At 65.7% G+C, this 23,325-nt stretch carries 25 protein-coding genes and 1 pseudogene; 9 read left to right on the top strand and 17 right to left on the bottom strand.

The annotated features are described in order from the left end of the window. Positions 1-2 precede the first annotated feature (2 nt). The 3 genes from AU198_RS21180 to AU198_RS21170 all read left to right on the top strand — a co-directional run bounded on the left by AU198_RS21180 (position 3) and on the right by AU198_RS21170 (position 3,884). On the top strand, positions 3-1,505 hold the full coding sequence (locus tag AU198_RS21180; RefSeq protein WP_082691154.1) for a bifunctional aminoglycoside phosphotransferase/ATP-binding protein: 1,503 nt from the start codon (positions 3-5) through the stop codon (positions 1,503-1,505). Positions 1,506-1,552: 47 nt separating this feature from the next. Then, positions 1,553-2,911 (top strand): WS/DGAT/MGAT family O-acyltransferase, encoded by a 1,359-nt coding sequence (locus AU198_RS21175; RefSeq protein ID WP_064350706.1) that lies wholly within the window; start codon positions 1,553-1,555, stop codon positions 2,909-2,911. An 82-nt stretch (positions 2,912-2,993) separates the two neighbouring features. Next, a complete protein-coding gene (locus tag AU198_RS21170) occupies positions 2,994-3,884 on the top strand; it encodes a universal stress protein (protein ID WP_082691145.1) in 891 nt (296 codons plus the stop codon). 134 nt (positions 3,885-4,018) lie between these two features. On the opposite strand, the gene AU198_RS21165 is transcribed toward AU198_RS21170, so the two are convergent. The 6 genes from AU198_RS21165 to AU198_RS21140 are packed head-to-tail and all read right to left on the bottom strand — an operon-like array spanning position 4,019 to position 9,554. Continuing rightward, on the bottom strand, positions 4,019-4,276 hold the full coding sequence (locus AU198_RS21165; RefSeq protein WP_064350704.1) for an acyl carrier protein: 258 nt from the start codon (positions 4,274-4,276) through the stop codon (positions 4,019-4,021). Positions 4,277-4,281: 5 nt separating this feature from the next. Beyond that, a complete protein-coding gene (locus AU198_RS21160; RefSeq protein WP_064350542.1) occupies positions 4,282-5,562 on the bottom strand; it encodes a dihydrolipoamide acetyltransferase family protein in 1,281 nt (426 codons plus the stop codon). Next, positions 5,559-6,536 (bottom strand): alpha-ketoacid dehydrogenase subunit beta, encoded by a 978-nt coding sequence (locus AU198_RS21155; RefSeq protein WP_064350541.1) that lies wholly within the window; start codon positions 6,534-6,536, stop codon positions 5,559-5,561. The genes AU198_RS21160 and AU198_RS21155 overlap by 4 nt, the downstream gene beginning before the upstream one ends. Continuing rightward, positions 6,533-7,507 carry a pyruvate dehydrogenase (acetyl-transferring) E1 component subunit alpha gene (pdhA, locus tag AU198_RS21150; RefSeq protein ID WP_064350540.1) on the bottom strand — a complete coding sequence of 325 codons (975 nt, stop codon included), beginning with the start codon at positions 7,505-7,507 and terminating at the stop codon, positions 6,533-6,535. The genes AU198_RS21155 and pdhA overlap by 4 nt, the downstream gene beginning before the upstream one ends. Further along, on the bottom strand, positions 7,504-9,291 hold the full coding sequence (gene acsA / locus AU198_RS21145; RefSeq protein ID WP_064350539.1) for an acetate--CoA ligase: 1,788 nt from the start codon (positions 9,289-9,291) through the stop codon (positions 7,504-7,506). Before acsA ends, pdhA begins: the two co-directional genes overlap by 4 nt. An 8-nt stretch (positions 9,292-9,299) precedes the next feature. Continuing rightward, positions 9,300-9,554, bottom strand: a complete 255-nt coding sequence (locus tag AU198_RS21140) for a hypothetical protein (RefSeq protein WP_082691153.1) — start codon at positions 9,552-9,554, stop codon at positions 9,300-9,302. 185 nt (positions 9,555-9,739) lie between these two features. On the opposite strand from AU198_RS21140, the gene AU198_RS21135 reads away from it, so the two are divergent. Both AU198_RS21135 and AU198_RS25940 read left to right on the top strand, forming a co-directional pair. Beyond that, positions 9,740-10,144: a nitroreductase family deazaflavin-dependent oxidoreductase gene (locus AU198_RS21135; RefSeq protein ID WP_064350703.1), complete on the top strand. Its 405-nt coding sequence runs from the start codon at positions 9,740-9,742 to the stop codon at positions 10,142-10,144. Between the two features lie 317 nt (positions 10,145-10,461). Beyond that, positions 10,462-10,785 (top strand): hypothetical protein, encoded by a 324-nt coding sequence (locus AU198_RS25940; protein WP_084377214.1) that lies wholly within the window; start codon positions 10,462-10,464, stop codon positions 10,783-10,785. A 28-nt stretch (positions 10,786-10,813) separates the two neighbouring features. On the opposite strand, the gene AU198_RS21125 is transcribed toward AU198_RS25940, so the two are convergent. From AU198_RS21125 to AU198_RS26730, 4 genes are all read right to left on the bottom strand, one after another. Then, complete coding sequence (locus AU198_RS21125) at positions 10,814-12,055, bottom strand: NRAMP family divalent metal transporter (protein WP_231744743.1); 1,242 nt, start codon at positions 12,053-12,055, stop codon at positions 10,814-10,816. Then, positions 12,052-12,891 (bottom strand): magnesium transporter MgtE N-terminal domain-containing protein, encoded by an 840-nt coding sequence (locus AU198_RS21120; RefSeq protein WP_064350536.1) that lies wholly within the window; start codon positions 12,889-12,891, stop codon positions 12,052-12,054. Before AU198_RS21120 ends, AU198_RS21125 begins: the two co-directional genes overlap by 4 nt. Positions 12,892-12,929: 38 nt before the next feature. Next, positions 12,930-13,298, bottom strand: a complete 369-nt coding sequence (locus AU198_RS21115; RefSeq protein ID WP_064350535.1) for a SpoIIAA family protein — start codon at positions 13,296-13,298, stop codon at positions 12,930-12,932. Positions 13,299-13,443: 145 nt separating this feature from the next. Further along, positions 13,444-13,641 (bottom strand): hypothetical protein, encoded by a 198-nt coding sequence (locus AU198_RS26730; RefSeq protein WP_064350534.1) that lies wholly within the window; start codon positions 13,639-13,641, stop codon positions 13,444-13,446. Between the two features lie 10 nt (positions 13,642-13,651). Here AU198_RS26730 and AU198_RS26725 point away from each other — a divergent pair. Next, a pseudogene (locus AU198_RS26725) lies at positions 13,652-13,804 on the top strand (hypothetical protein); the annotation flags it as partial. A 76-nt stretch (positions 13,805-13,880) separates the two neighbouring features. Here the strand turns inward: AU198_RS26725 and AU198_RS21100 are convergent. Genes AU198_RS21100 through AU198_RS21080 form a run of 5 tightly spaced genes read right to left on the bottom strand, consistent with a single transcriptional unit; the run spans position 13,881 to position 18,325 of the window. After that, positions 13,881-14,333: a hydrogenase maturation protease gene (locus tag AU198_RS21100; protein ID WP_064350532.1), complete on the bottom strand. Its 453-nt coding sequence runs from the start codon at positions 14,331-14,333 to the stop codon at positions 13,881-13,883. Next, entirely contained in the window at positions 14,330-15,622 is a 1,293-nt protein-coding gene (locus AU198_RS21095) for a Ni/Fe hydrogenase subunit alpha (RefSeq protein WP_064350531.1), read from the bottom strand. Before AU198_RS21095 ends, AU198_RS21100 begins: the two co-directional genes overlap by 4 nt. Further along, positions 15,619-16,377, bottom strand: a complete 759-nt coding sequence (locus AU198_RS21090) for an NADH-quinone oxidoreductase subunit B family protein (protein WP_064350530.1) — start codon at positions 16,375-16,377, stop codon at positions 15,619-15,621. The genes AU198_RS21095 and AU198_RS21090 overlap by 4 nt, the downstream gene beginning before the upstream one ends. Further along, entirely contained in the window at positions 16,378-17,232 is an 855-nt protein-coding gene (locus AU198_RS21085) for an FAD/NAD(P)-binding protein (RefSeq protein WP_064350529.1), read from the bottom strand. Continuing rightward, positions 17,225-18,325, bottom strand: coding sequence for a 4Fe-4S dicluster domain-containing protein (locus tag AU198_RS21080; RefSeq protein ID WP_064350528.1), 1,101 nt, complete (start codon positions 18,323-18,325; stop codon positions 17,225-17,227). Before AU198_RS21080 ends, AU198_RS21085 begins: the two co-directional genes overlap by 8 nt. Before the next feature lie 108 nt (positions 18,326-18,433). On the opposite strand from AU198_RS21080, the gene AU198_RS21075 reads away from it, so the two are divergent. Further along, positions 18,434-18,868, top strand: coding sequence for a pyridoxamine 5'-phosphate oxidase family protein (locus tag AU198_RS21075; RefSeq protein WP_064350527.1), 435 nt, complete (start codon positions 18,434-18,436; stop codon positions 18,866-18,868). 114 nt (positions 18,869-18,982) lie between these two features. Here the strand turns inward: AU198_RS21075 and AU198_RS21070 are convergent, their stop codons facing one another. Both AU198_RS21070 and AU198_RS21065 read right to left on the bottom strand, forming a co-directional pair. Beyond that, on the bottom strand, positions 18,983-19,852 hold the full coding sequence (locus AU198_RS21070; RefSeq protein ID WP_064350701.1) for a beta-ketoacyl-[acyl-carrier-protein] synthase family protein: 870 nt from the start codon (positions 19,850-19,852) through the stop codon (positions 18,983-18,985). Then, a complete protein-coding gene (locus tag AU198_RS21065; RefSeq protein ID WP_064350526.1) occupies positions 19,836-20,942 on the bottom strand; it encodes a 3-oxoacyl-ACP synthase III family protein in 1,107 nt (368 codons plus the stop codon). The genes AU198_RS21070 and AU198_RS21065 overlap by 17 nt, the downstream gene beginning before the upstream one ends. Before the next feature lie 107 nt (positions 20,943-21,049). Between AU198_RS21065 and AU198_RS21060 the strand changes: the two genes are divergently transcribed. After that, positions 21,050-21,529 carry a hypothetical protein gene (locus AU198_RS21060; RefSeq protein WP_197416184.1) on the top strand — a complete coding sequence of 160 codons (480 nt, stop codon included), beginning with the start codon at positions 21,050-21,052 and terminating at the stop codon, positions 21,527-21,529. Between the two features lie 70 nt (positions 21,530-21,599). After that, a complete protein-coding gene (locus AU198_RS21055; protein ID WP_197416183.1) occupies positions 21,600-23,324 on the top strand; it encodes a sensor histidine kinase in 1,725 nt (574 codons plus the stop codon). Position 23,325: the final 1 nt, after the last annotated feature.

The raw sequence follows: 23,325 nt of genomic DNA, 5'->3' as shown, positions 1-23,325 counted from the left end.
TCATGAGCGCATCGGTAGTGGAGGCGGACAGCGGCGGTGTCGCGCTCGGCAATGCCGGCAACCTGCAAGCGCAGGCCCGTGAGACGCACACCGGTGTCGTGGTGCTCGTCGGCGACAGGGCATACAAGGTGAAAAAGCCCGTTCTCACCGACTTCCTGGATTTCCGTACGCCAGAGCTCCGGGCGGCGGCCTGCGAACGCGAGGTGGCGCTCAATCGCAGGCTTTCTCCCGAAAGCTACCTCGGCGTTGGCCACTTCGCCGGTCCGGACGGCGGATCAGACGAGCCCGTGGTCGTGATGCGGCGTTATGCCGACTCGTTGCGGCTGGCATCGATGATCCGTGACGGTCGGCCGGTGTACGACCAACTGGACGCCATCGCCCAGAGGGTCGCCGAATTCCACCGGCACGCGGCGAGAAGCGAGGTCATCGACGCGTGCGGGCGACCCGGCGCCGTTGCCGCACGCTGGCGACAGAACCTCGACCAGCTCGCGCTCTACACCGTCCGCGGGGTGCTCGGGGAGCAGGTCCGGGAAATCCGGCGCCTCGCCGAACGATTCATGGCCGGCCGTTCGGGGCTGTTCGAACGCCGGATAGCGCAGGGTCGTGTGGTTGACGGGCACGGAGACCTGCTGGCCGACGACATCTTCTGTCCCGGTGACCATCTCGCCATCCTCGACTGTCTGGAGTTCGACGACAGTCTCCGTTTCGTCGACGCCGTCGACGACGTGTCGTTCCTCGCGATGGATCTGGAATTTCTAGGCCGCCAGGACCTCGCCGAGCTGTTCCTCGATTCCTATCGCCGGCACTCCGGTGACACGGCGCCGAGCGCCCTGACACACTTCTACATCGCCTACCGTGCGGTGGTCCGGGCGAAGGTCGACTGCGTGCGCGTCGACCAGGGCCATGACGAGGCGCGTGCCGACGCGCGGCGACACATTGACATCGCGTTCGAACATCTTCGATCAGGGACTGTGCAGCTGATCATCGTCGGTGGTGGTCCGGGCACGGGTAAGAGCACGCTTTCGCGGGCTCTGGCAGAACTATTCGATGCTGAGGTCATCTCCACCGACGACGTTCGGAAACAGATGCAGGGCGCCGGCGCGATCACAGGTTCGGTGGGCGAGGTGAACACCGGTCTCTACTCGCCGCAGAATGTCAGCGCGGTCTACCAGGAGGTGCTGCGGCGAGCGACCAACACGCTTTCCGCGGGCAGGTCGGTGATACTCGACGGGACTTGGCGCAATGCCGAGCAGCGCGAGCGAGCCCGTCGTATCGCCGATCGCGTGCGTGCGCCGCTGGTGATCCTCACGTGCTCGGCTCCGCTGGAGGAGGCGGCGCTGAGGATCGAAACCAGAGCCGAGACAACCTCTGATGCAACCCCCCACATCGCAGCCGCGATTGCGCAGGGATCGGCCCACGTTTACGGCGGTCATCTGATCGACACCACGCGTTCCCTGGCGGATTCGGTCGCCCAAGCGCAGCAGATATGTTGCACCGCAATCTGACCAGCGATAGCAACCACACCGACCGCACCGGCGAAAAGGAGGCAACCGTGCAACGCTTGACGACCCTAGACGCGGGGTTCTTGGAGGCAGAGGATTCCGATCGGCACATCAGCCTGGCGGTCGGCGGGCTGTCGATCCTCGAGGGCCCGATGCCGCAGTACGACACGATTGCAGCGGGTTTGGCCGCCAGATTGGCTGACCTGCCGAGGTTTCGGCAGGTGTTGCATACACACCTGTTGGACCTGCAGCCACCCGAGTGGGTCGAGGTCGACGATCTCGACATCAGCCATCACCTCCACCGGGCGGCCTTGCCGCAGCCGGGAGACGATCATGCGCTGCACAGGTTCGTTGCCGATGTCATGGAGCGGCGCCTGGACCGCGATCGGCCGTTATGGGAGTGCTGGATCGTCGAAGGTCTCGCCGAAGGCAGGTGGGCGATCCTCATGAAGATCCACCACTGCATCGCCGACGGCATCGCCACGATGCACATGTTTTCCTCTCTGGCGGACGGGGGAGAAGGGGAGACGTTCGCCACGGAGATCCGCGCCGCGAAAACAGTCCCGCACCAACGGATCACATCGCCGAAATCAGTTCTGAATCCGTTGACCTGGCCGAGCGGACTAATCCGGATGGCCGCGAACGCGACCAACGCCGCGGCACTGGTCGTCGAGGGTGCTGCCGAGCTCGTTGGTGGAATAGTCAGCCCTGCCACCGAATCGTCATTGAACGGCCCCGTCACGGCGATGCGTCGCTACAGTGCTGCGCGCGTGGGCCTCGCCGACGTCACCAAAGTGACCGAAGCCTATGGCGTCACCGTCAACGACGTCGCGCTGGCCGCCTTGACCGACAGCTACCGCGCCGCGCTCACCCGCCGCGGCGAGAAGCCGACACGTACCTCGCTGCGCACGCTGGTACCGGTGTCGGTTCGGGCGAACGACGCGGTCGGTATCACCGACAACCGGGTCTCGGTCATGCTGCCGTTCCTGCCCGTGGAGAAGGAGGATCCGGTCGAGCAACTGCAGGCGGTGCACCGTCGTCTGACGAAGGCGAAAGCGAGCGGTCAGCGCGAAGCGGGGAGTATCGCCATGTCAGCGATGAACGCCGTCCCGTTCCCGTTGACCGCATGGTTCGTCCGGACGGTGACTCGTCTGCCCCAGCGCGGCGTCGTCGCCCTGGCGACCAACGTGCCCGGGCCCCGAAAGCGGATGACGATCCTGGGCCGAGAAGTCCTCCATGTGCTGCCGATTCCGCCGATCGCGCTTCAGTTGCGCACGGGAGTCGCGATCCTCAGTTACGCAGACGAGCTGGTCTTCGGTGTCACTGCCGATTATGACGCCACCCCCGACGTGGACGAGATCGCCGGCGGGGTGACGGTCGCGATAGCCAAGCTCGTGGAGCGGTGTTGACACGCCGGGTGACATAGGGAGCTCAGCCAACAACAGGCACCGCCACCGGCGTCACGGTGTCTGCACGCGGAGAGGGGATCCGATGGCCGAGAACACAAAGCGTCGTGGTGTCGTGGTCGGCACCGACGGCTCCGCTTCGGCGAAGGCGGCCATCAGATGGGCCGCCCATGACGCGAGCATGCGCAAGCTTCCGCTTACCGTCGTTCACGCCAACGCCGTGTCAACGGTGGCCGCGGCCATGGTGGCGTGGCCCGCAGGTGAGATCCCCCAGCAAGTCCTCGAGCAGGAGGAGGATGACGCGCGGGCCATACTCGCGGATGCCGTTGCCATGGCACGCGAAAGCGCCGACGGCAGAACGCTACTGACCGTAACCGATGAGATGTTCTTCGGCTGGCCGGTAACGACGCTGGTCGACGTCTCCAAGGACGCGGAGATGGTGGTTGTCGGCTGCCGAGGCCGGACCGGATTGCGCCGCACGCTGTTGGGATCGGTCAGCTCCGGGCTGATCCATCATGCTCACTGTCCGGTCGCGGTCGTCCACGACGATCATGCCTCGTCGGGTCGGCTACCCGTGCTCGTCGGAATCGACGGCTCGCGATCATCGGAAGCCGCAACCGCCCTGGCGTTCACCGAAGCATCCTGGCGCGGTGTCGATCTCATCGCGCTTCATGTCTGGAGCGACGCCGACATGCCGAAGTCCAGCATGGATTGGACCGACGTTTTGGCGGCTGCACGCAGGACGCTATCGGAGCGCCTCGCGGGTTGGCAGGAACGTTACCCGGACGTCGAGGTCACCACGGTGGTGGAGTTCGAGGGTCCAGCGCGCCGGCTGCTGGAACTCTCGGAGCGTGCGCAGCTGGTCGTCGTCGGAAGTCATGGTCGCGGGGGGTTCGCGGGGATGCTACTCGGATCCGTGAGCACCGAGGTCGCTGCCGCGGCTCGCGTCCCGGTCATCGTGGCCCGCGGGAGTTGAGTCCACGGACCCTCTGGGAGACCCCGTCGCCGGGATAGGACTGTCGTACAGCATGCTCAAGCTGGTTGACCCCAGTAATGTGCCTGCGACCGTGTTGCGACGGCGCGCGCCGACCCACACAATGGCCTGAGCCGTCAACTGGTCTGCGTTGCACGAGCCTCGACGTACTGCACCACATCATCGAGCGTCCGCAGGGACTGATAGTCCTTCTCCGGGATGTCGACGTTGAATCGTTTGTGGATGCGCTGCAGGAAGTTCAGCCAATCCATGGAATCGAGGTCGACCTGATCACGTAGCAGGACGGTGTCTTCGATCTCGTCGGCGTCGACTTCCGGTGCGATCGTGGTCAATTCGGACAACACCGTGGTACGGACATCGTCGGTAACAGGCATGGTGATCACTTCTCCAGGAGGTCGGGTTGTTGAAGCACTTCGTCGACAGCGGCGAGGAACAACGCGCCGCGGTGTCCGTCGCTGGCGCGGTGGTCGGCAGCCAGCGAAGCCTGCACGGTGGTGGCGATACGGATGGCGCCGTCCGCGGCGCATACGCGTTGCGCGGGTTTACCGAGGCCCACCATGGCGACCTGCTGCGGATAGATCACCCCGAACACCGAATCGACGCCTTGGTCGCCGAGGTTGGTGACCGTGATGGTCGGATCCGACATCTCCGAACTGCGCAATGAGAACGCCCTGGCGCGAGCGACCAGATCGGTGAGGTTGGCCATCAGCTCGTCGAGTTTCTTGTCGGGGACGTCGTGAATCGCCGGCGCCACCAAACCGCCGCCCCGCAGCGATATCGCCACGCCGACGTGCACCGCCGCTGCGGGTTCGAAACTGTCGTTGCGCCAGAACCCGTTGAACTCACCGAACCGCTGGGCGGCCAACGCGACCGCCTTGATTTGAAGGACCGCGGGAAGCACACGTTCGGTGATGGACCGCTCGGCGTTACGCTCGGCCAGCCAGCCCAGGGCCTTGTCGAGGACGATCTCGTGAGCCAGGTAGTAGTGCGGTATCTCGCGTTTCGACCGGCTCATCGCCGCGGCGATCGATCGGCGCATCTCCGCTCCCCGCTTGGCCGCCAGCTCCTTCGGCGACAACGCTTGCGCGGCAGGGGCCGTGGTCGCCGCGGGCGCCGGGGCTTGCGTCGTCCTGGTATGCGCCGCGGCGTGTTCGACGTCGTTGAGCGTGACGGCGCCCTGCGGTCCCGTGCCGGTCACCGCCTCGACATCGACCCCCATCGACTGCGCGAGGCGGCGGGCAGCGGGGGAGACCCAGCGCCGGTGGTGCTCGGGCGCCGTGACGACGGGTGGGACCGGCGGGGATGCCACCGGCGCGGGCGCCACGACAGGCCGAACCTGCGCGACGGGTGGAACTTCCACGGCGGGCGGAACTTCCGCGACGGCTGCCACCGGCTCGGCTACCGGTACCGGTTCGGCGGCTTCGCCCGGTTCGGCCAAGCGCGCCAACGGTGCTCCCACCTGAACCGTCGTACCGACCGGCACCAGGAGTTCGACGACGGTGCCCTCCTGCCAGCACTCCACCTCGACGGCGGCCTTGGTGGTCTCCACCACGGCCACGATCTGCCCGCGGGTCACCGCGTCGCCGGGCTTGACCAACCACTCGTCGAGCTTGCCCTCATCCATGTCGGCGCCCAGCGCGGGCATCGTGAACTCGATCATCGGCGGTCACCGAACATACTGCGAACCGCTTCGGCGATCTTCTCCGGTTGCGGCAGCGCCGCTTGCTCAAGGTGCTTGGCGTAGGGGATGGGTACTTCTTCTGTGCAGACGCGGGCGATCGGTGCGTCGAGGTCGTAGAACGCGTTCTCCACGATGCGCGCGCTGATCTCGCCGGCCAGGCTGCCGGTACGCCAGCCTTCGTCGACCACCACCGCCCGGTGTGTCTTGAGCACCGACTCGAGAAGCGTCGCGTCGTCGAGGGGCCGCAGCACCCGTAGATCGACGACCTCGCAGTCGATTCCGGACAGCGACAGCTCGTTGGCGGCGTCGAGAGCTTTGGGCAGGCTGCCACCGTAGGTGATCACCGTGACGTCCTTGCCTACGCGCCGCACCGCTGCCCGCTCGATGTCCGTCGGCACCAGCGCGTCGACGTCGGTCGAGGTGTTGTACAACTGCACGTGCTCGAAGATGACGACCGGATCCGGATCGGCCAGCGCGGTGGGCAGCATCCCGTAGGCGTCGGCCACCGTGGCCGGCGCCACCACCTTGATCCCGGGGATATGGGCATACCACCCCTCGAGGCTGTGCGAATGTTGGGCTGCCAGTTGGCGTCCGGCGCCGGTGGCCATGCGGACCACCAGCGGCACCGAGAACTGACCGCCCGACATGTGGCGCAGCGCCGCGGCGGTGTTGACGATCTGGTCGAGCGCCAGCAGGCTGAAGTTGACCGTCATCACCTCGACGATCGGTCGCAAACCGCCTAGCGCAGCGCCGATTCCCACACCGACGAAACCGAGTTCGGAGAGTGGAGTGTCGCGGATGCGGTCCGGCCCGAACTCCTCGAGCAGTCCCTTGGACGCGGCGTAGGTGCCGCCGTAAGCGCCGACGTCCTCGCCCATCAGCAAGACGCGTGAGTCGGCGAGCATCGCGTCGCGGATCGAATCGTGCACCGCGGTGCGGTAGGCCGTCTTCATGGCCGACTCCCCGCAGGAGTGAGCACATCGCGGGTCAGGTCGGAGACGTCCTCCCACGTGCCGGCCTCGGCGTAGTCGACCGCTTCGGCCAGTTCGATTTCGGCGGCGGCACGCATGGATGCGACGTCGTCATCGGTCAAGAGTCCCTCTGCCAGGCATCTTTCGGTGAAGGTGCGGACGGGGTCGCGTTCCTTCCAGTGTTCGACCTCGCTCTTCTCCCGGTACAGTTCGGGGTCGAACATCGAGTGCGGGCGGAACCGGTATGTGAGGAACTCCAGGAAGAACGGCCCCGCGCCACTGCGCACGTGGTAGGCCCCTTCCTGAGCGGCGGCGTGACAGGCCAGCACGTCCATCCCGTCCACCGCGAGTGCCGGTATCCGGTACGACGCCGCCTTCGCGGTCATGTCGGTCTGCGACTGCTCCACCGCGATTGACGTCCCCATCGCGTAGAGGTTGTTCTCGCAACAGAACAGCACCGGTAGCTGCCACAGCTCGGCGAGGTTCAGCGATTCGTGGAAGGCCCCCTCGGCGACGGCGCCCTCGCCGAAATAGCATGCGGTGACCCGATTTCGGCCCAGCTGCTTGTCTGCCAGCGCCAGACCCACGGCCAGCGGCAGACCACCGGCGACGATCGCATTCCCGCCGTAGAACCTCACGCCCGCATCGAACAGATGCATGGAGCCGCCTCGTCCGCGAGAGCAGCCCTCCTGCTTGCCGAACATCTCGGCCATGATCTTCGGCATCGGCACGCCGCGCAGCAGTGCGTGAGCGTGGTCGCGATAGGTGGCCACCACGGCGTCCTCGGGTTCGAGCACCCGAAGCGAGCCCGCGGCCACCGCCTCCTCACCGACGTACAAGTGCAAGAAGCCGCGAATCTTGGCCGCGCTGTACAGCTCTGCGCACTTCTCCTCCATCAGCCGCACCCGCACCATGTCGCTGAGCAGGGCGCGTGCCAATTCCTGGTCGGTCATGGTGAGGCCTCCTGGTGCTGCGGTGTTTCGACGGTGGAGGTGTCTCCCTCGGGTAATCCGAGTTCGCGCGCCTTGAGCAGCCGGCGCATGATCTTGCCGCTGCGCGTGTGCGGCAGGCTCTCGACGAATTCGATTTCCTTCGGTGCGACCGCGGCGCCGAGGCGCTTACGCGCCTGACCGGTCAGCTGTGCACGCAGCTCGTCGGTCGGATCGAAGCCATCCTTGAGCGTGACGAAGGCTTTCACCAGTTCCCCGACCGTGGGGTCTGGCTTGCCGATCACTGCGGCCTCGGCGACGGCCGGGTGATCGGTCAGCGCGTTCTCCACCTCGAACGGCCCGATCAGGTGGCCCGCGGACTTGATCACGTCATCGGCGCGGCCGACGAACCAGAAATATCCGTCGCGGTCACGCTTGACCAGATCGCCCGACATGTACAGGCCGTTGGCAAAGCTCTTGTGATACCGCTCTTCTTGATGAAGGTACTCACGAAACATCGACGGCCAGCCGGGTTTGAGGGCGAGTTCCCCCTCGATGTCGGGTTGGTCGATCGCCGACACCGAACCGTCGTCGTTGCGGCGCACCACAAAGGCGTTTACACCGGGCAGCGGGCGACCCATCGATCCAGGCTTGATGTCGAAGGCCGGCGTGTTGGCGATCATGATCCCACCGGTCTCCGTCTGCCACCAGTTGTCGTGGATGGGCAGACCCAACACGCGCTTGCCCCACCACACCGCCTCGGCGTTCAGCGGTTCACCGACGCTCGCGATGAATCGCAGCCGGGGAAAGTGGTATTGCGCAGCGACTTCCGGACCCGCCTTGATCAGCATGCGGATGGCCGTCGGCGCGGTGTACCAGACGGTGACGCCCTCATCTTGGAGGATGCGATACCAGCGCTGGGCGTCGAACTCGGCTTCGTCGATGATCGAGGTGATCCCGTGTAGCAGCGGTGCGATGATGCCGTAGGAGGTGCCGGTGACCCATCCCGGATCGGCTGTGCACCAATAGATGTCGTCGGGATGAAGGTCAAGGGCGTACAGCCCGGTGACATAGTGCATTGTCACCGCGCCGTGCACGTGGCGCGCGCCCTTCGGGGTGCCGGTGGTGCCGCTGGTGAAGTGCAGCAGCGAGGTATCCTCCGCGGTGGTGGGTTCGATCGGGGCGTATTCGGAGGCTTCGTCCATAAGCGGCGCCAGACTGAGCGTGCCGGGTATGGGTTCGGTCTCGGACCCATCGACCAGCAGAATGTGGCGGACCGACGGCAGCTGGTCGCGGATCTTGGCGATCTTGCGCTTGTAGAGCGCCGTCGTCGTCACCAGGACGGCCGCCTCGCCGATGGTGACGCGGGTGGCGATGGGCTCCGGACCGAACGCCGAGAACAGCGGCGAAACCACACTGCCGTTGCGCAGCGCGCCGAGCATCGTGACATACAGCTCCGGAATGCGGCCCATGATCAGAAATACGCGGTCGCCCTTACCCACGCCCAGCCCCCGCAACACATTGGTGAACCTGCGGGTGCGACGGCCGAGTTCGGCGTAACTGAGGTCCTCGATGACAAGGTTCTCGCTGGGGCCGCTGTCGCTGACGAACCGAAGGGCCGTGCGCGACGCCAGCGGTCCGTCGGCGTGGCGGTCGACCGCTGCATAGGCGATATTGCAGCCGCCGCGCGCCATCCCCTCGCAGGGGTCGGGGACCGCCGACCAGCGGAACGCCGCCCGAGTCTGCTCGTAGTCGGCGTAGTTGGGGCGGACCTTCCAGTCCTCGATGGTCTTTTCGATGACGGTCATGGCAGGACTCACATATCCGGTAGGGAAAGAACACCACTGCGCCTGGCGGGCCCGATGTTCACCATCACCCGCTCCAGCAGCGCGGCGTAGGCCGATCCGTCGACGAGGAAGTCGGCCCCGCCGTGATGCAGAAGGTAGGCGTCGAGGCGGCGGTCGAGCGACCAATCGGAGTAGATCCGACCGGCGAACTCGGACCGAAGGAACCGCCAGGCGATGGTGTCGAGCTCCGCAGTGGTCATATCGGCGCGGTCAGTCGGCACCATCGGCATCCCCAATCCTCGCTGTCGGTTGTCGCATTCATGATCGGCGCGACTGACCGACGGAGATAGAGACGAAAGTCACAAGATCAAGCCCCATCGGCCTCCGTCTATGGTTCGTGCCATTTGGCCCTCGGACGTCGGCCGGACGGCCCTATGCGACCAACGAGCCGGTCGTCGAGGATCGCGATATGCCTCCAAACCCAGTCGATCGGGTCAAGGACAAGGTGCGTACGTTCAACAAATACCTGCTGAATCCACTGATGATGCGGTTGGCAGGCCGCAAGCACTGGTATGCCTCCGTCATCCGGCATACCGGCCGCCGATCCGGGCGGCATTACGCCACTCCAGTCGTGGCCGATCAGGTGGACAACGCATTCATTCTTCCGCTGCCGTACGGCACCGACGTCGACTGGTTGCGCAACGTGCAGGCTTGCGGCGAAGCGATCGTGACAAGCGGCGGTCGCAATTACAACGTCGTCGCACCCCGAGTCATCGACGCGCAGACCGCGGGCCGGCTGCTCTCGACCCGGCGTGCACGGGCGTTCGAGCGGTTCGGGATTCACCAGTTCTTGATGTTGGACCGGGTCGGATGATCTCTATGGGCCGCCCACAAGGCGGAATGTCCGAGGAGGCTTGAGAAATGGTGACATGTCCGAACGGCCATCACAATCCGCCGGATTTCGATCTCTGTGGCGACTGTGGGGCGCCTATAGAAGAGCGGTGGCCGGAGGCGACCGCGTGGTACCGGACGAAATGGGCCCTCTTCGGCGCGGGCGCTGTTGTCGCGCTGATGGTTCTGGCGGCAGTGGTGGCGATAGATCGCGGAAGTGACCGAGCTCAGCCTGCAGCGACGACACCCACTGAGCGACAGTCCATCTCACAGTGGTGGGAGCGTGCGCATACTCCTGTCATGAAGCTACAGGATTCCATCGCCGATGCCCGGCACTCCATGGAGAGCCTGACTCCGATAGGTCTGGAGCAGGCATGCCAACGAATGCACGATCTCGCCGGCGTCAATGTGCACACCTACCTGCCAGCGCCTACCCCCGAACTCACCAGCGAGTTGGCGGCAGCGGCGGAGGACGCTCACGCCGCCGCACACATGTGCCTGTCAGCGGCAGCAGGGTCGCGGAACGCTTATGACGGCGAGTTCAAATCGAGCATCGAACAAGCCGAACGTCAGCTGGTCCACGCACAGGAACTCGTCAATGTGGCATTGCTCCACGATCAGTGATCGACTTCCGGTCCTGGCGTCCTGGCTCTCAGCCCCAGCCGGCGGTCACCGCCAGAGCAACCACACACATCAGCACGACGGCCGCGGTGACGCCGTAGGCCACCGAGGCCCTTGTGCTCAACTGAAATTCGCCCATCAAGTCAGCGTCACGCGCGACACCGATGATCACGCCCATCAAAGGGATGAGCAGAATCGCATTGAGAACCTGAGTGGCAACGAGGATCGTCACCAGCGGCGCACCAGGAACCATGACGACAACCGCGCCGAGCACCGTGACGAGGCCGAATGTGAGATAGAACGTTCTCGCCGTTCGGAAGGGGTCATTCAAGGCGGCCTCGGCCCCGGCGTACTCGCACACCGAATAGGCCGTCGACAACGGCAGAATGGATGCGGCCAGCACAGCGGCGCCGATCAGCCCGATCCCGAACAGGGTCGACGCCAACTCGCCGGCGAGCGGCTGCAATGCAAGGGCGGCATCTGCGGCGTCGGTAATGGAGCGACCATCGCGATACAGGGTTGCCGCGCAGGCCACCACGACGAAAAAGCCGATCACGCCAGTCAGCAGGGCACCGGTCACCACGTCGACGCGTTCTAAGCGCAGATCTTCGACCCGCAACTTCTTGTCGACGGCATATGACTGGATGAACGACAGTCCCCATGGCGCGAGCGTCGTGCCGACGGTGGCGGTGACGATTGCCAAGGCGTCCCGGTCGGCGGGCATCGTCGGCACCAAGAGCCCGTGTGCCGCGGCCCCCCAGTCGGGATGAGCGAGTATTCCCGAAGCGATGTAGGCGAGAAACACTGTCGACAACAGCAGCAAGAAGTGCTCGACGCGTTGGAAGTTCCCGCGCAGCACCAGGGTCGAGACGAGCAGCGCCGCGACAGGGACACTGATGTATCGGCTGACACCGAATAGCTCGAAACCGGCTGCGATCCCGGCGAACTCGGCGCATGTTGTACCGACGTTCGCGACGACCAGCGTGACGAGTGCCGCGCCGCCGACGCGTACGCCGTAGCGTTGGCGCACCAGGCCGATCAACCCCTGCCCGGTGACCACGCCCATGCGGGCGGCAAGGACGTGGAACATCACCAAGGCGAGGGTGGACAGCAGCAGAACCCAGAGCAGTTGATAACCGTAGTCGGCGCCGAGCACCGAATACGTGGTGATACCGGCAGGGTCATCATCGGACAGACCGGCGAGCAGCCCGGGACCCACCACCGCCACCAGCGCCCCGATCGCCAACCGACGGCGGCGCTTGATCACCGTCACGTCGGCCGCGTTGCGCGTCGCCGACGCGGCCACACTCCGAAGCGGCGAAAGTGCCTGTTCCTCAACAGGGGCGAGGCAGACAACCGGTCCCTCCACCGGGTGGCGTGGTCGGTCGGCATGGCAGCGACGACGTCGGCGGCCTTACTTTCGGTCAACGCTCGCAAAATCCGTTCCGCGTCAGCGGGGTGGCTGGCTTGGAGGACGTCTGCGGCCACCGCGGCTTCCTTGGTGCCGAGGACCTCGGCCGCGGATTCCGTGTCGAGTCGCGCGACGAGTGCCGCCAGCGCGCGCGGATCGAGTAGGTGAATCGCGGACCGGGGTGTTCCGAGCGCAATGGCATGCCCCCGCTCGGACGTCAGGTGTAAGTCTGTCCATGCGACGGCATCGGCAGGGAGGCGTTTCGCCAACCAGCCGAGGCCCAGGCGACGCAACACGGCATCGAATCCCACCTCGACGCCGACGACCTCCAGTCGGCCATCGTGGCGGCGGGCGAGCACCACGTCGGCCACACGGGTGAGTCGCTGCCCGGTGATATCGACGATCTGTGTATCGAGGACGTCACGCACCAGCATTATCTCGTCATGCGCCAGGGAGCCGGCCGCGACAGACAGTGATTCACCCTCGGTGTTCAGCCGAATGTGTTGCGGGTGAACGAAGTTGACGGCGTGGCACGGGACCAGAACCTGATGCCCTCGCCGTCGGGACAACACGACGTGTTCAGCGAGGGGCAGACCGGCATCACCGTCGGGGCGGGCGGTCACATCGGCGACGCGGCCGATCGTGCGTCCGTCCTGGCCGACAACCTCGCGGCGCACGATTCTGCTGAGCAGCAGCACGTCAGTGGCGCGCCTCGGACAGCATCAAAGACAACGCCTCAGCCCGCGGCCCAGGCCTTGGCCTGCTCCAGTTCGTCGAGACCGAAGAGCGCGATCTCACCGGGGACCATCCAGGCCAGGGCGTGCAGTGTGTGCACCACCCATTCCTTGTCGGTGACCACGGCGATCCTCTTGAAGGCCGAGTGATGACTTATCAAGGCGCCGAATCCCATCTTGACGTCCTCGACCAGCCCGCCAGGGCCAAAACCCTCATAGGTGGGTGCGATGACCTCGACGATCCGCAGCTCGTCGGTCTGCAACTCCTGCTTCAGCGTGGGCTCGAAGGCTCGCAGATCTTCACCACTGAGCCGACCGGACACTTGGAAACCGATCACACCATCGGGCATGTCCGGTAGCACTTCAATCATCGACGATCTCCTCTCGGCGAAGGACTCGGCACGCACAGATCACAACGCTACGACCAACTGCTGCCCGACGCGGGAATTGGTGGGTTCCGCCGCCACATCGATACCCGCCGACAGAGAAGCCTCGTTGATCGCTGAGAAGCGGCATTCACGCCCTGGCCACCAGCACCGACGATTCCGTGTGGGAAAACCGGTGGCGTCCGTGCGGGCCGAGGAGCCAGTGCACGACCGAGGGCACCTCCGCCATCACCCACCGATGTAATCCCCGCTGGCGGCCGAGTGGGCTGGAGTCGACGAGGGCGAGGCACTCTTCGAGCTCCCACCGGGTGCGCACGAACGGGATCATCAGGTGCAGGTTCGGGGATTTGCTGAAGTCCGACGTCGACGACATCCAGGGCGGCACGACGTCCGAAGGCGTTCACCTCGCCGCGATGGCGGGCAGTGTGGACTTGATGCATCGGTGCTTCACGGGCCTGGAATTGCGCGGTAACCGCCTCGTATTGTCGCCGTAGTGGCCGGAATCGCTGGGGGCGTTAGGCTTTCGCGAGCGGCCGGCACTAGGACCCATGGGCGTCGACGCGCGATTCACATGTGGTGATCGAGTTCGGCGAGCACCGCCTTCACGACACTGGGAACGGCGGCCGCGACATCGGACGTCATGCCGACGCCATGGTCGGCGTCGATGATGTCCACGCTGAACCCGACCAGGCGATCGGGCAGCTGCTGCAATGCTTCTCCCAACGTAAACGCTTGAGGCAGCCCGATCGCATGTGAGCTGACGACGCCCACCGCCCCGTCGTCGCCCGGAGTCCATCGCCGAATTCGACCGGGACTGGACCCGTCGCCCATCGCGGCATCGATGACGATCGCGAGTCCGGCGCCGCTCCACGCGTCGAGGAGGGCGCCAGGCTCACCCGTGCAGACGAGCACCCGCACACCCGGGAGGCTGCGACCGGCGATCTCCTCGGCGACGGCAGGGCCGACTCCATCGTCGCGGCGGAAGCTGTTGCCGATTCCGATCACCACATCGCCGCTCACAACCGGTCGACCGTCAGCGTCAGGAAGTGCGCGGAGCACGAGATGCAGGGGTCGTGGTTGCGAATCGCCCTCTCGCACAGCGTGGTGAGCGCGTCCTCGGCCAACGTGAGGTTTGCGCCGACGAGTTCGGCCATCTCATGTTCGATGGCCGCCTGGTTCTGAGCGGTGGGCGGGACGATCACGGCCGACCGCAGAAGACCGTCCGCACCGACGTCATAGCGGTGATACAGCAGCCCGCGTGGCGCCTCGCTGACACCATGGCCGATCCCATCCCGGGCGGGAACGTCTACGAAGGGGCGGTCGGGCACCCGATACTCGGCGATGATACGCAGCGCTTCCTCGATCGCATAGACGACTTCGACAGCGCGAACGAGGATGCTGCGGAACGGATTCCGGCAGACCGCGCCCAGTCCTGCTCGGGCCGCCGCCTCACGTGCGAGGGGCGAAAGGGTTTGGGAATTCAACGCGTACCGGGCGAGCGGCCCGGTCAGGTAGCGTGCGCCGTCCAATGTGGCGTGCAGCGCCGTTGACCGCTGCACCTGCGACTCGACGACGTGGTCGCTGAAGTCGCTTATCGCAAACGGTTGCCCGGCGCTTCGTCGAATCGTGCCGTTCTCGATCGGGTAGCGGTCGGGCGCTGTCAGCGCCAGGAACTCGTGGTCGAACTCGGCCTCCGGGAAATCGAATTCACTCACTCGGTCCAGCAACCAGAGTGCGTCGTCCACGGCGCTACGAAGTTGCTCGGCCAGGGGGCCGAGCTCGGCCGGCTTCGGGACCGAGTAGAACCCTCCTAGCCGTACATTGATGGGGTGGATCGCGCGTCCGCCGAACTTCTCCATCAGCCGGTTCCCGGCCTTTTTCAACGCCAGCCCGCGCTCGATGAACTCCGGATGGTCCCGAGCGAGGCTGATCCCGTCGGGATAGCCGAGGAAGTCCGGCGCGTGCAGCAGCACGATGTGCAGGGCGTGGCTGTGAATCCATTCCCCGCAGTAGAGAAGTCGTCGCAACGCCACCAGTTCCGGATCGACGGTCACCGCGCACGCGTCTTCGATGGCGTTGCAGGCGCTCACCTGGTAGGCGACCGGGCAGATGCCGCAGACCCTGGCTGTAATGTCGGGTGGTTCGGTATAGGCGCGACCGCGCAGGAACGCCTCGAAGAACCGGGGTGGTTCGTAGATGTTCAACTCGACGGTGTCGACGACCCCGTCACGCAGCGTGACGTGCAGGGCGCCTTCCCCCTCCACCCGCGTCAACGCCCCGACGCTCAACGTTCGGATCTCTTCGCTCACCGGTCGTTCCGTTCGTGGTCGAAGTTGACCGCGTTGAACGTCGCGAAGACGCGGTCGACACCGCCGGCGGACATTCCATCCCGGCGCAGAACCGGAATGAGCGCGGCGGTGTTGGGAGTGGCGGCGGGCCCGAAGCATCCGTAACAGCCGCGCCGATACGTGGGACACAGCGCACCGCACCCCGCGTGGGTGACCGGTCCCAGGCACGGGGTTCCGTCGGCAACCACGACGCACGTCACGCCGCGGTTCTTGCACTCCGTACAAACCGTTTTCGCCGGCAACCGCGGTTTGCGTCCCACCAGGAGTGCCGCCAGGGTGTCGAGCAGTTGCCCGCGGTCGATCGGGCAGCCCTGAATCTGGTAGTCGACCGCGACGTGCGCCGAGGCCGGCGTCGAGGTCGCGAGAGTGTCGATGTATTCCGGTTTGGCGTAGACGACCGAGGCGAACTCCGTGACGTCGGCGAAGTTTCGCAGGGCCTGCACCCCGCCTGCCGTGGCACACGCGCCGATCGTGACGAGCACTCCTGATTGCTCCCGGATCTCCTTGATACGACGCTCATCGGCCGCCGTCGTGATCGAGCCCTCCACCAGCGATACGTCGTACGGGCCGGCGACGGTGGCGCTCGATGCCTCGAGGAACGTGGCGATCTGCACCTGGTCGGCCAGCGCCAGCAGTTCGTCCTCACAGTCCAACAGGGTCAGTTGGCAGCCATCGCAGGACGCGAACTTCCACACGGCTAGTTTCGGTGTTCGCACCTACAACTCCTTCACGCTGAGCAGGGCCTCGGCGACGTCGTATCCCACCACCGGTCCGTCCCGGCACAACAGCAGGGGACCGAGCTGGCAGTGTCCGCACCATCCGACTCCGCATTGCATGTTCCGTTCCAGCGATACCTGGATCTTGTTTGCAGGCAGGCCTTTTCGAAGCAGCTCGACGGCGCTGTTATGCATCATTCCCTCTGGGCCGCACAGGAACGCGGTGGTGCGATCGGGCCGCATCGGTGTCCGCCGCAACGGCTCGGTGACGAAGCCGACCTCCCCGGGCCACCCCTGTATCGGTACGTCGACGGTCATGTGCACCTCGATCACGCCGCTGCGCGACCAGTCGGCGAGCTCGTGAGCGAAGAGAAAGTCTTCGCGCGAGCGAGCGCCCGCGATGAGGGTCACTCGACCGTATGAGTCGCGATCGGCCAGAGCGGCCAGGACGACGGGCCGAAGCGGCGCCAGGCCGACGCCGCCCGCGACGATCACCACATCGTCTCCTGTCGCGTCGGGCAGCGTCCAGCCGGTGCCGAACGGCCCGCGCATGCCGATCACGCCGCCGGGCGCGGTGCCGTGAAGTGCGCGGCTCACGGCGCCGACCGACCGAATGGTCTGGTGGATGGCCTCGCCGCCGGATTCTGGCACGCCGCTCACGGATATCGCGATTTCGCCGATGCCGAAGGCGTACATCATCATGAACTCGCCGGGTCGGGGCGTCGGTAGCGGTTCGTGCACCGGTTGCAGGAACAGCGTCGCCGAATCGCGATTCTCCTCGGTTCGGCGGTGTACCCGGTACGGCACCGGTGTCATCGCCGACGACGGCGCCTGCGGCGCTGCGGTTTCAGTCATCACCGGCGTCGGACTGCCGGGCGGCCAGGTTGTGCATCTCCTCGGTGATGTCGATCCCGGTGGGGCACCAGGCGATGCATCGCCCGCAACCGACGCAACCAGAACTGCCGAACTGGTCATGCCAGGTGCCGAGCTTGTGGGTAATCCAATGGCGGTATCGCGAGGCGCCCGATTGCCGAACGCTCCCTTCATGAATGAACGTGAAGTCGAACTCGAAGCACGATGCCCACTGCATCCATCGTTCGGCGTGCTGCCCGGTGAGATCGGTGGTGTCCTCGACGGTGGTGCAGAAACACGTGGGGCAGACCATCGTGCAGTTCCCACACGTCAGGCAGCGACTGGCCACTTCATCCCACTGCGGCGATTCGCGTGAGTCGATCAGCAGCTCGCGCAGATCGGCGGTAGGCATCTGACGGCCCATCTTGCCGGCCGCGTCGGCGACATCGCCGCGAGCGGAGTCGATCTCGTCGGGGGCGGCGTCGCGGTGCGGCAGCGCTGCCAGCACGTCGGCGCCGGCGTCGCTTCCGACGTCGACCAGGTAGCTGTGTTGGCTGCCGTCGATGCGTTCGGTGAGTGCGAGATCGTAGCCGGGCCCGACTTCGGGTCCGGTGCCCATCGACGCGCAGAAGCACAGGCCGCCGGGTTCGGTGCAGTTGACGGCCACGACGAAGATCCGCGCCAATCGACCGACGAACCCCTGGTCCGGATGACTACCGGCGCCGAGTACGCCGTTGAGGATGGCGATGGCCGACAGATCGCAGGCCCGCACACCGAGGAACGCGTACCTCGGATTCTCTTCGGACGTCATGCCTTCGGAGGACCACAGCTGCTGCCGAGGTGGATGAAGGAACTGCTTCCAGGATTGCGGTCCGGCCGAATGGCCGAACAATGCGCCGTCGTCGCGTCTGCGCAACCTGTAATGGCCGGGTCCGGTGTCCACGCCCCAGCCCCGGGGCAGATCGTCGGCGGAGGCCAATTCGGCCAGGACGATCGCATTCTCGGACCGAGTGGGTCCGACGACCCGGTAACCACGCTGCTGGAGCGTGGTGACCAGTTCCCCCATCGCGGCGGCCTCGATCACGGCGCTGCTCATGGGGTCTATCGTCCTGCTAAGCGCCGCCGAATGCAGGGCCTTTAGGGCACGAGTTGAAGGGACTTTCGGCAGCGTTGCCGGCCACGTCGTTTCCGTACCGTCGTAGCCATGTCCACACCGACGCAACCGATCGAGATCCTTTCCGAGAGCGAATGCTGGAAACTGATGTCGACCGCCTCCCTCGGGCGCCTCGTCACCAGCGTCGGCGGCGAGCCGGAGATCTTTCCGGTCAACTTCGTCGTCCAGAACCGAACCGTGCTGTTCCGCACGGCCGAGGGTACGAAGTTGAGCAGCGCGGTGATCAACAAGAACGTGCTGTTCGAGGCCGACGGCCACAACGCCGTCGAGGGTTGGAGCGTGGTGATCAGGGGTTTGGCCCGGACCCTTCGCACCGATGAGGAGACCGATGAGGCCGAACGGGCGCAGCTGCTTCCGTGGACGGCCACGGTGAAACCCCATTACGTGCGCATCCGTCCGCTGCGTGTGACGGGCCGTCGGTTTCTCTTCGGCTCGGAGCCCGATCGCGAGTTCACGATCGCCTGAGGTCCGATTTTGACATGCGAGGTCGACTGCGGAACGGAGAAGCGCAATGCAACCTGCACGGGAAGCGGCCGGCAACGCCCCGCGCCGGGTCAGTGTGTAGCCCAGAACCGTCGACTACATCCGATACAGCGCCGCCCCAGCCGTCACGCCCGCGCCCGCGGCGATGATCATCACCAAGCTGTCGGGCGGGGTGGTGTCGGCGGCCTTGCCGAGTGCGGCCGCCAGGGCCGCCGTGTGCATGTGTTGGTCGTCGCCGACCGTGATGCGTTCGAGCGGGACGTTCAGCTGCGAAGCCAGCTCTGCGCGAAAAGCGGGACTGGCCGGCGCCGCGACTATCGATGCGATCTCATCGATTCCGGTGTCGGATTCGGTGAGGCACCGCTGCGCCGCAAGCGCCGCGGTACGTGCGAAACCCCGTTCGGCAGAGACTGATTCGCGGATCCTCAAGAGATTGCGTTGTTCCACCATGGCGATCGTTGCCGACACCGTGTCGTCGTCGTCTTCCGACCGCTCCCACCAGACCGGCCCGAGCCCGCGTCCGTCTTCGGACCAGCCGCACAGCAGCGAGGCGCCTGCGGGGCTGTAGGGGAATTCCTCGCTCGAACCGTGTCCCGGATCGGCGTCGCCGGCGACCACCAATGCGCAGTCGATCACCCGCGACTTGAGGAAGCCGTCGACGATGTGCAGGGCGGTGAGCATTCCGCACGAGCCGTTGGCGACGTCGAACGAGAAGGTGCCGTGCCCGCCGGTGTGTGGCTCCTCGTCATTGGCTCCGATGTCGTCCTGGATCATCGAGGCGAGGGCGGGCTCGCCGAGGTTGCGGTCGCGGTAGATGCCCGCGTTGACGAGGAGGTCCACATCGTCGGCGTTGCGCCGACCCTTGCGGAGGCACTTCTTCGCCGCCCTGTCGATCAGCCGCAGAGCACTGTGACGGTTGCGCCAGCCGCCGTTGACAACGGCGATCTGGTCAATCACGGTTCCCATAGTGGCTCACCAACTCTCGGTCCAGCGTCAAGAGGACGAAGCCGATCTCCAAACCGGATGCCAACGCGATCAAAGCGATGGTCTCCCCGGGCGAGATGCGCCGAGCCTCGAGCTCTTCGATGAGCGCGACGGTGTGCGTCGTCGACGCGGTGTTGCCGTAACGGTCGACGGTGACGACCGGCTCGTGTTTCGGTGTGGCGCCGAACTTGGCCGAGACTTCGGCCATGCCCTTGCGAATCGCGCGCGCCGACGTCTGATGGGTGATGACGTGGTCGATTTCGTCGATGGATATCCCCGCCTCCCGGAGTACCTCGCGCAGCAGGGTAGGTGTGTTCGCCATGGCGGCCCTGTGGATGCCCCGTGCGTCGGTGAACATCCGCGCGCCCGGGTCGTTGCCCTTGGGATAACCGAGACAGAGCCGGCTGTACTCGGCCAGCGTTGTGAAACCGGCCAGGATGATGCTGCCCGAACCGACTTGAGCTCTTTCGAGTAGGAGCGCCGCCCCTGCATCGCCAAGGGTCAGGGACGCCAGTTCCTTGCTCATGATGTTGTGCACGTGGCGCGCGGCGTTGCGGCCCAGCTGGGAAATGTACTCGCCACTGACGATCAAGGCCCGCTTCACGGCGCCCTGCCGGATCATGTTGTTGGCAATGGTGACTCCGGTGAGCATCCCGGCACACGCGTTGTTGAGATCGAAGGTCATCGCCGAATGGGCGCCGATGGCGTGTGCCACGGCCGAACTCATCGTCGGCTCCAACCGCTGTGTGAGGCCGCCGCGAAACTTCGTGATGCTGCAGTTGATGAGCAGGTCGATCGACGCCGGATGCCGTTCGGCCTTCTCGAGGCAATCGATGGCCGCGGCTGTCGCCAGGGTGTAGGAGTCCTCGTCGCCCACCGAAACCCGTCGCTCACGAATTCCGGTCAGCCGCTCGAGATCGATGTGGGTGTGATGGCGTGTGGTCGACATCAGGTCGTCGGTCGCCAGGTGCGTGGCGGGCAGGTGCCGCCCCGCACCTGCCACCCGGGCCTCGAACATCGGGGACGGCCCGTGCGACGGCGGCTCCATCACCAGCCAATGTGTGCCTGTCATGCGCTCAGCATCCAATGTCGACGACGCGCGAAACAGAGCGTTTCGGCCGTGCGGCACAGGGACCTTCGGCCCTTAGTCGGTCACCCGCGTGGACGTAGGTTCGGACCATGGCAAGGGAGAATGGATGGCTTGCGACGGCGATGGCGTACTCCCTGCTGGAACGAGCAGTGGGCGCGACTATCCACAATGCGAAGTGCGTCCATCCGCAATGGCAGGACCCGTCCGTGGGCGACACCGTGTGGCTGGCGCGCCGGTACGGCGAAAAGGGCCGGCAAGTGGTCGCCGCGATCGAGCCGCCGGCTTACCTCGCGCTGGTGTCTGTCGAGGATTTCGCGCGATTGCAGCGCGGGGAGAAGGCCGGCGGGGCGTGGGTCTTCCATCTCCGCCGCACGGGCAGTTGGACGCGCCTCCTGGTCAGGGGCAGTGGGGGCGCGGCCGGACACGCCCTGTTCGACATCGTCCACTTCGTCATGGAACAGAAGATGCTGCGTGGGATCCGAGATCGTGCTCAGGGTGAGGCAGCGAAGGGTCGAGCCCGAGCCAAGGTGTACGAGTTGCCGCGTGAGCAAATGGCTGCACCTGGCTAGCGGGTCGACGGGGAGGTCAAATACCGCCGATTGCTGGCCAGGTCGGCGCGGCAAGTGGCAGCATGGCGGCATGGCTGACGTGGCACAGCCGGCCGAAGCGTGGGGTGAGGCCGCCAGGCCGCCGGTGCGAGAGACCCTGTCACAGTTGCGCCTCCGCGAGCTGCTCATAGAGGTCCAGGACCGCGTTGAGCAGATCGTCCAGGGCCGGGATCGACTCGACGGCCTCGTCGACGCGATGCTGGTCGTGACGTCGGGGCTCGAGCTCGATCAGACGCTGCGGACGATCGTGCACACCGCGATCGAACTGGTCGACGCCCAGTATGGCGCGCTGGGTGTGCGTGGCCACGACCACGAACTGGTCGAATTCATCTACGAGGGCATCGACGAATCGATGCGGGAGCGTATCGGTCACCTACCCGAAGGACGCGGCGTACTCGGAGTGCTGATCGACGATCCGAAACCCATCCGACTGGACAACATCTCACACCATGCGGCGTCGGTCGGATTTCCACCCCATCACCCACCGATGCGGACCTTCCTGGGCGTGCCGGTGCGGATTCGCAACGAGGTGTTCGGAAACCTCTACCTGACCGAGAAGGCGGGTGGCCAGCCTTTCAGCGAAGACGATGAAGTCCTCGTACAGGCGCTTGCGGCTGCCGCGGGCATCGCGATCGACAACGCCCGGTTGTATGAGCAGTCGAAGACCAGGCAGTCGTGGATCGAGGCCACGCGGGACATCGGGACCGAGTTGCTGGCAGGAACCGATCCCGCAACTGTGTTCAGGCTCGTGGCCGACGAATCGCGCCACCTGAGCGGCGCCAAGATGACGCTTGTGGCCGTGCCCGCCGACCCGGACGAGCCGGCCGAGGAGGTCGATGAACTCGTCGTCGCGGCCACCGCCGGCGATGAACCGACTGAAACCTTTCGGTTCATGCCGACCACGGAGACCGCGATCGGGAAGGCGTTCTCGCAGCGCACTCCCGGCAGGTTCGACAGCCTCGAGCTGGCGCCGAACGGGCCCGCGACCGGGCCGGCCCTGGTGCTGCCGCTTCGTACGTCCGACTCCGTCGCGGGTGTGCTGGTGGCCGCGCGACCGCCGGGCTCGTCTCCGTTCAGCGCCGACGAACTCGACATGATGTCGGCTTTCGCCGATCAAGCCGCGCTCGCCTGGCAGCTTGCCACCACGCAACGCCGGATGCGCGAACTCGATGTGCTCAGCGATCGTGACCGCATTGCCCGCGATCTGCATGACCATGTGATACAGCGGCTGTTCGCGGTCGGGCTGGCATTGCAGGGCACCATTCCGCGCTCGCACAAACCCGAGGTCAGGCAGCGGTTGAGTGAATGCGTCGACGATCTTCAAAATGTCATCCAGGAGATCCGCACCGCAATCTTCGACCTCCACGGTGCAGATGCCGGAATCACCAGACTGCGGCAACGCATCGACGAAGCCGTCGCTCAATTCGCGGATTCCGGAGTTCGGACGACGGTGCAGTTTTCCGGCCCGCTGTCGGTGGTCGATGCCAACCTGGCAGATCATGCCGAAGCGGTCGTGCGCGAGGCCGTCAGCAACGCTGTGCGCCACGCGAAGGCCTCGACTCTGACCGTCAATGTCGTTGTCGGAGACGATCTTTGCATCGAGGTGGTCGACGACGGATGCGGAGTCGCCGGCAGCATCACGGGCAGCGGGTTGACGAACCTCAAACGACGCGCTGAAGAAGTCTGGGGAGAGTTCGCGATCGAGGCTGCGCCCACGGGTGGTACCAGGCTGAGGTGGCGCGCCCCGCTGCCCTGAC

This window comes from Mycobacterium sp. GA-1199 (assembly GCF_001500045.1).
Taxonomy (GTDB): Bacteria; Actinomycetota; Actinomycetes; order Mycobacteriales; family Mycobacteriaceae; genus Mycobacterium.
Note: the sequence above shows the minus strand (reverse complement) of the source record. Positions and strands in the feature narration are given on the sequence as shown.

Bases quoted from the DNA above. Each gene is read 5' to 3' on its own strand.
- AU198_RS21180 (WP_082691154.1), top strand. From the start codon at position 3: ATGAGCGCATCGGTAGTGGAGGCGGACAGCGGCGGTGTCGCGCTCGGC.
- AU198_RS21170 (WP_082691145.1), top strand. From the start codon at position 2,994: ATGGCCGAGAACACAAAGCGTCGTGGTGTCGTGGTCGGCACCGACGGC.
- AU198_RS21165 (WP_064350704.1), bottom strand. From the start codon at position 4,276: ATGCCTGTTACCGACGATGTCCGTACCACGGTGTTGTCCGAATTGACC.
- AU198_RS21160 (WP_064350542.1), bottom strand. From the start codon at position 5,562: ATGATCGAGTTCACGATGCCCGCGCTGGGCGCCGACATGGATGAGGGC.
- AU198_RS21155 (WP_064350541.1), bottom strand. From the start codon at position 6,536: ATGAAGACGGCCTACCGCACCGCGGTGCACGATTCGATCCGCGACGCG.
- pdhA (WP_064350540.1), bottom strand. From the start codon at position 7,507: ATGACCGACCAGGAATTGGCACGCGCCCTGCTCAGCGACATGGTGCGG.
- acsA (WP_064350539.1), bottom strand. From the start codon at position 9,291: ATGACCGTCATCGAAAAGACCATCGAGGACTGGAAGGTCCGCCCCAAC.
- AU198_RS21140 (WP_082691153.1), bottom strand. From the start codon at position 9,554: ATGGTGCCGACTGACCGCGCCGATATGACCACTGCGGAGCTCGACACC.
- AU198_RS21135 (WP_064350703.1), top strand. From the start codon at position 9,740: ATGCCTCCAAACCCAGTCGATCGGGTCAAGGACAAGGTGCGTACGTTC.
- AU198_RS25940 (WP_084377214.1), top strand. From the start codon at position 10,462: ATGAAGCTACAGGATTCCATCGCCGATGCCCGGCACTCCATGGAGAGC.
- AU198_RS21115 (WP_064350535.1), bottom strand. From the start codon at position 13,298: ATGATTGAAGTGCTACCGGACATGCCCGATGGTGTGATCGGTTTCCAA.
- AU198_RS26730 (WP_064350534.1), bottom strand. From the start codon at position 13,641: ATGATCCCGTTCGTGCGCACCCGGTGGGAGCTCGAAGAGTGCCTCGCC.
- AU198_RS21085 (WP_064350529.1), bottom strand. From the start codon at position 17,232: ATGACTGAAACCGCAGCGCCGCAGGCGCCGTCGTCGGCGATGACACCG.
- AU198_RS21080 (WP_064350528.1), bottom strand. From the start codon at position 18,325: ATGAGCAGCGCCGTGATCGAGGCCGCCGCGATGGGGGAACTGGTCACC.
- AU198_RS21075 (WP_064350527.1), top strand. From the start codon at position 18,434: ATGTCCACACCGACGCAACCGATCGAGATCCTTTCCGAGAGCGAATGC.
- AU198_RS21070 (WP_064350701.1), bottom strand. From the start codon at position 19,852: ATGGGAACCGTGATTGACCAGATCGCCGTTGTCAACGGCGGCTGGCGC.
- AU198_RS21065 (WP_064350526.1), bottom strand. From the start codon at position 20,942: ATGACAGGCACACATTGGCTGGTGATGGAGCCGCCGTCGCACGGGCCG.
- AU198_RS21060 (WP_197416184.1), top strand. From the start codon at position 21,050: ATGGCAAGGGAGAATGGATGGCTTGCGACGGCGATGGCGTACTCCCTG.
- AU198_RS21055 (WP_197416183.1), top strand. From the start codon at position 21,600: ATGGCTGACGTGGCACAGCCGGCCGAAGCGTGGGGTGAGGCCGCCAGG.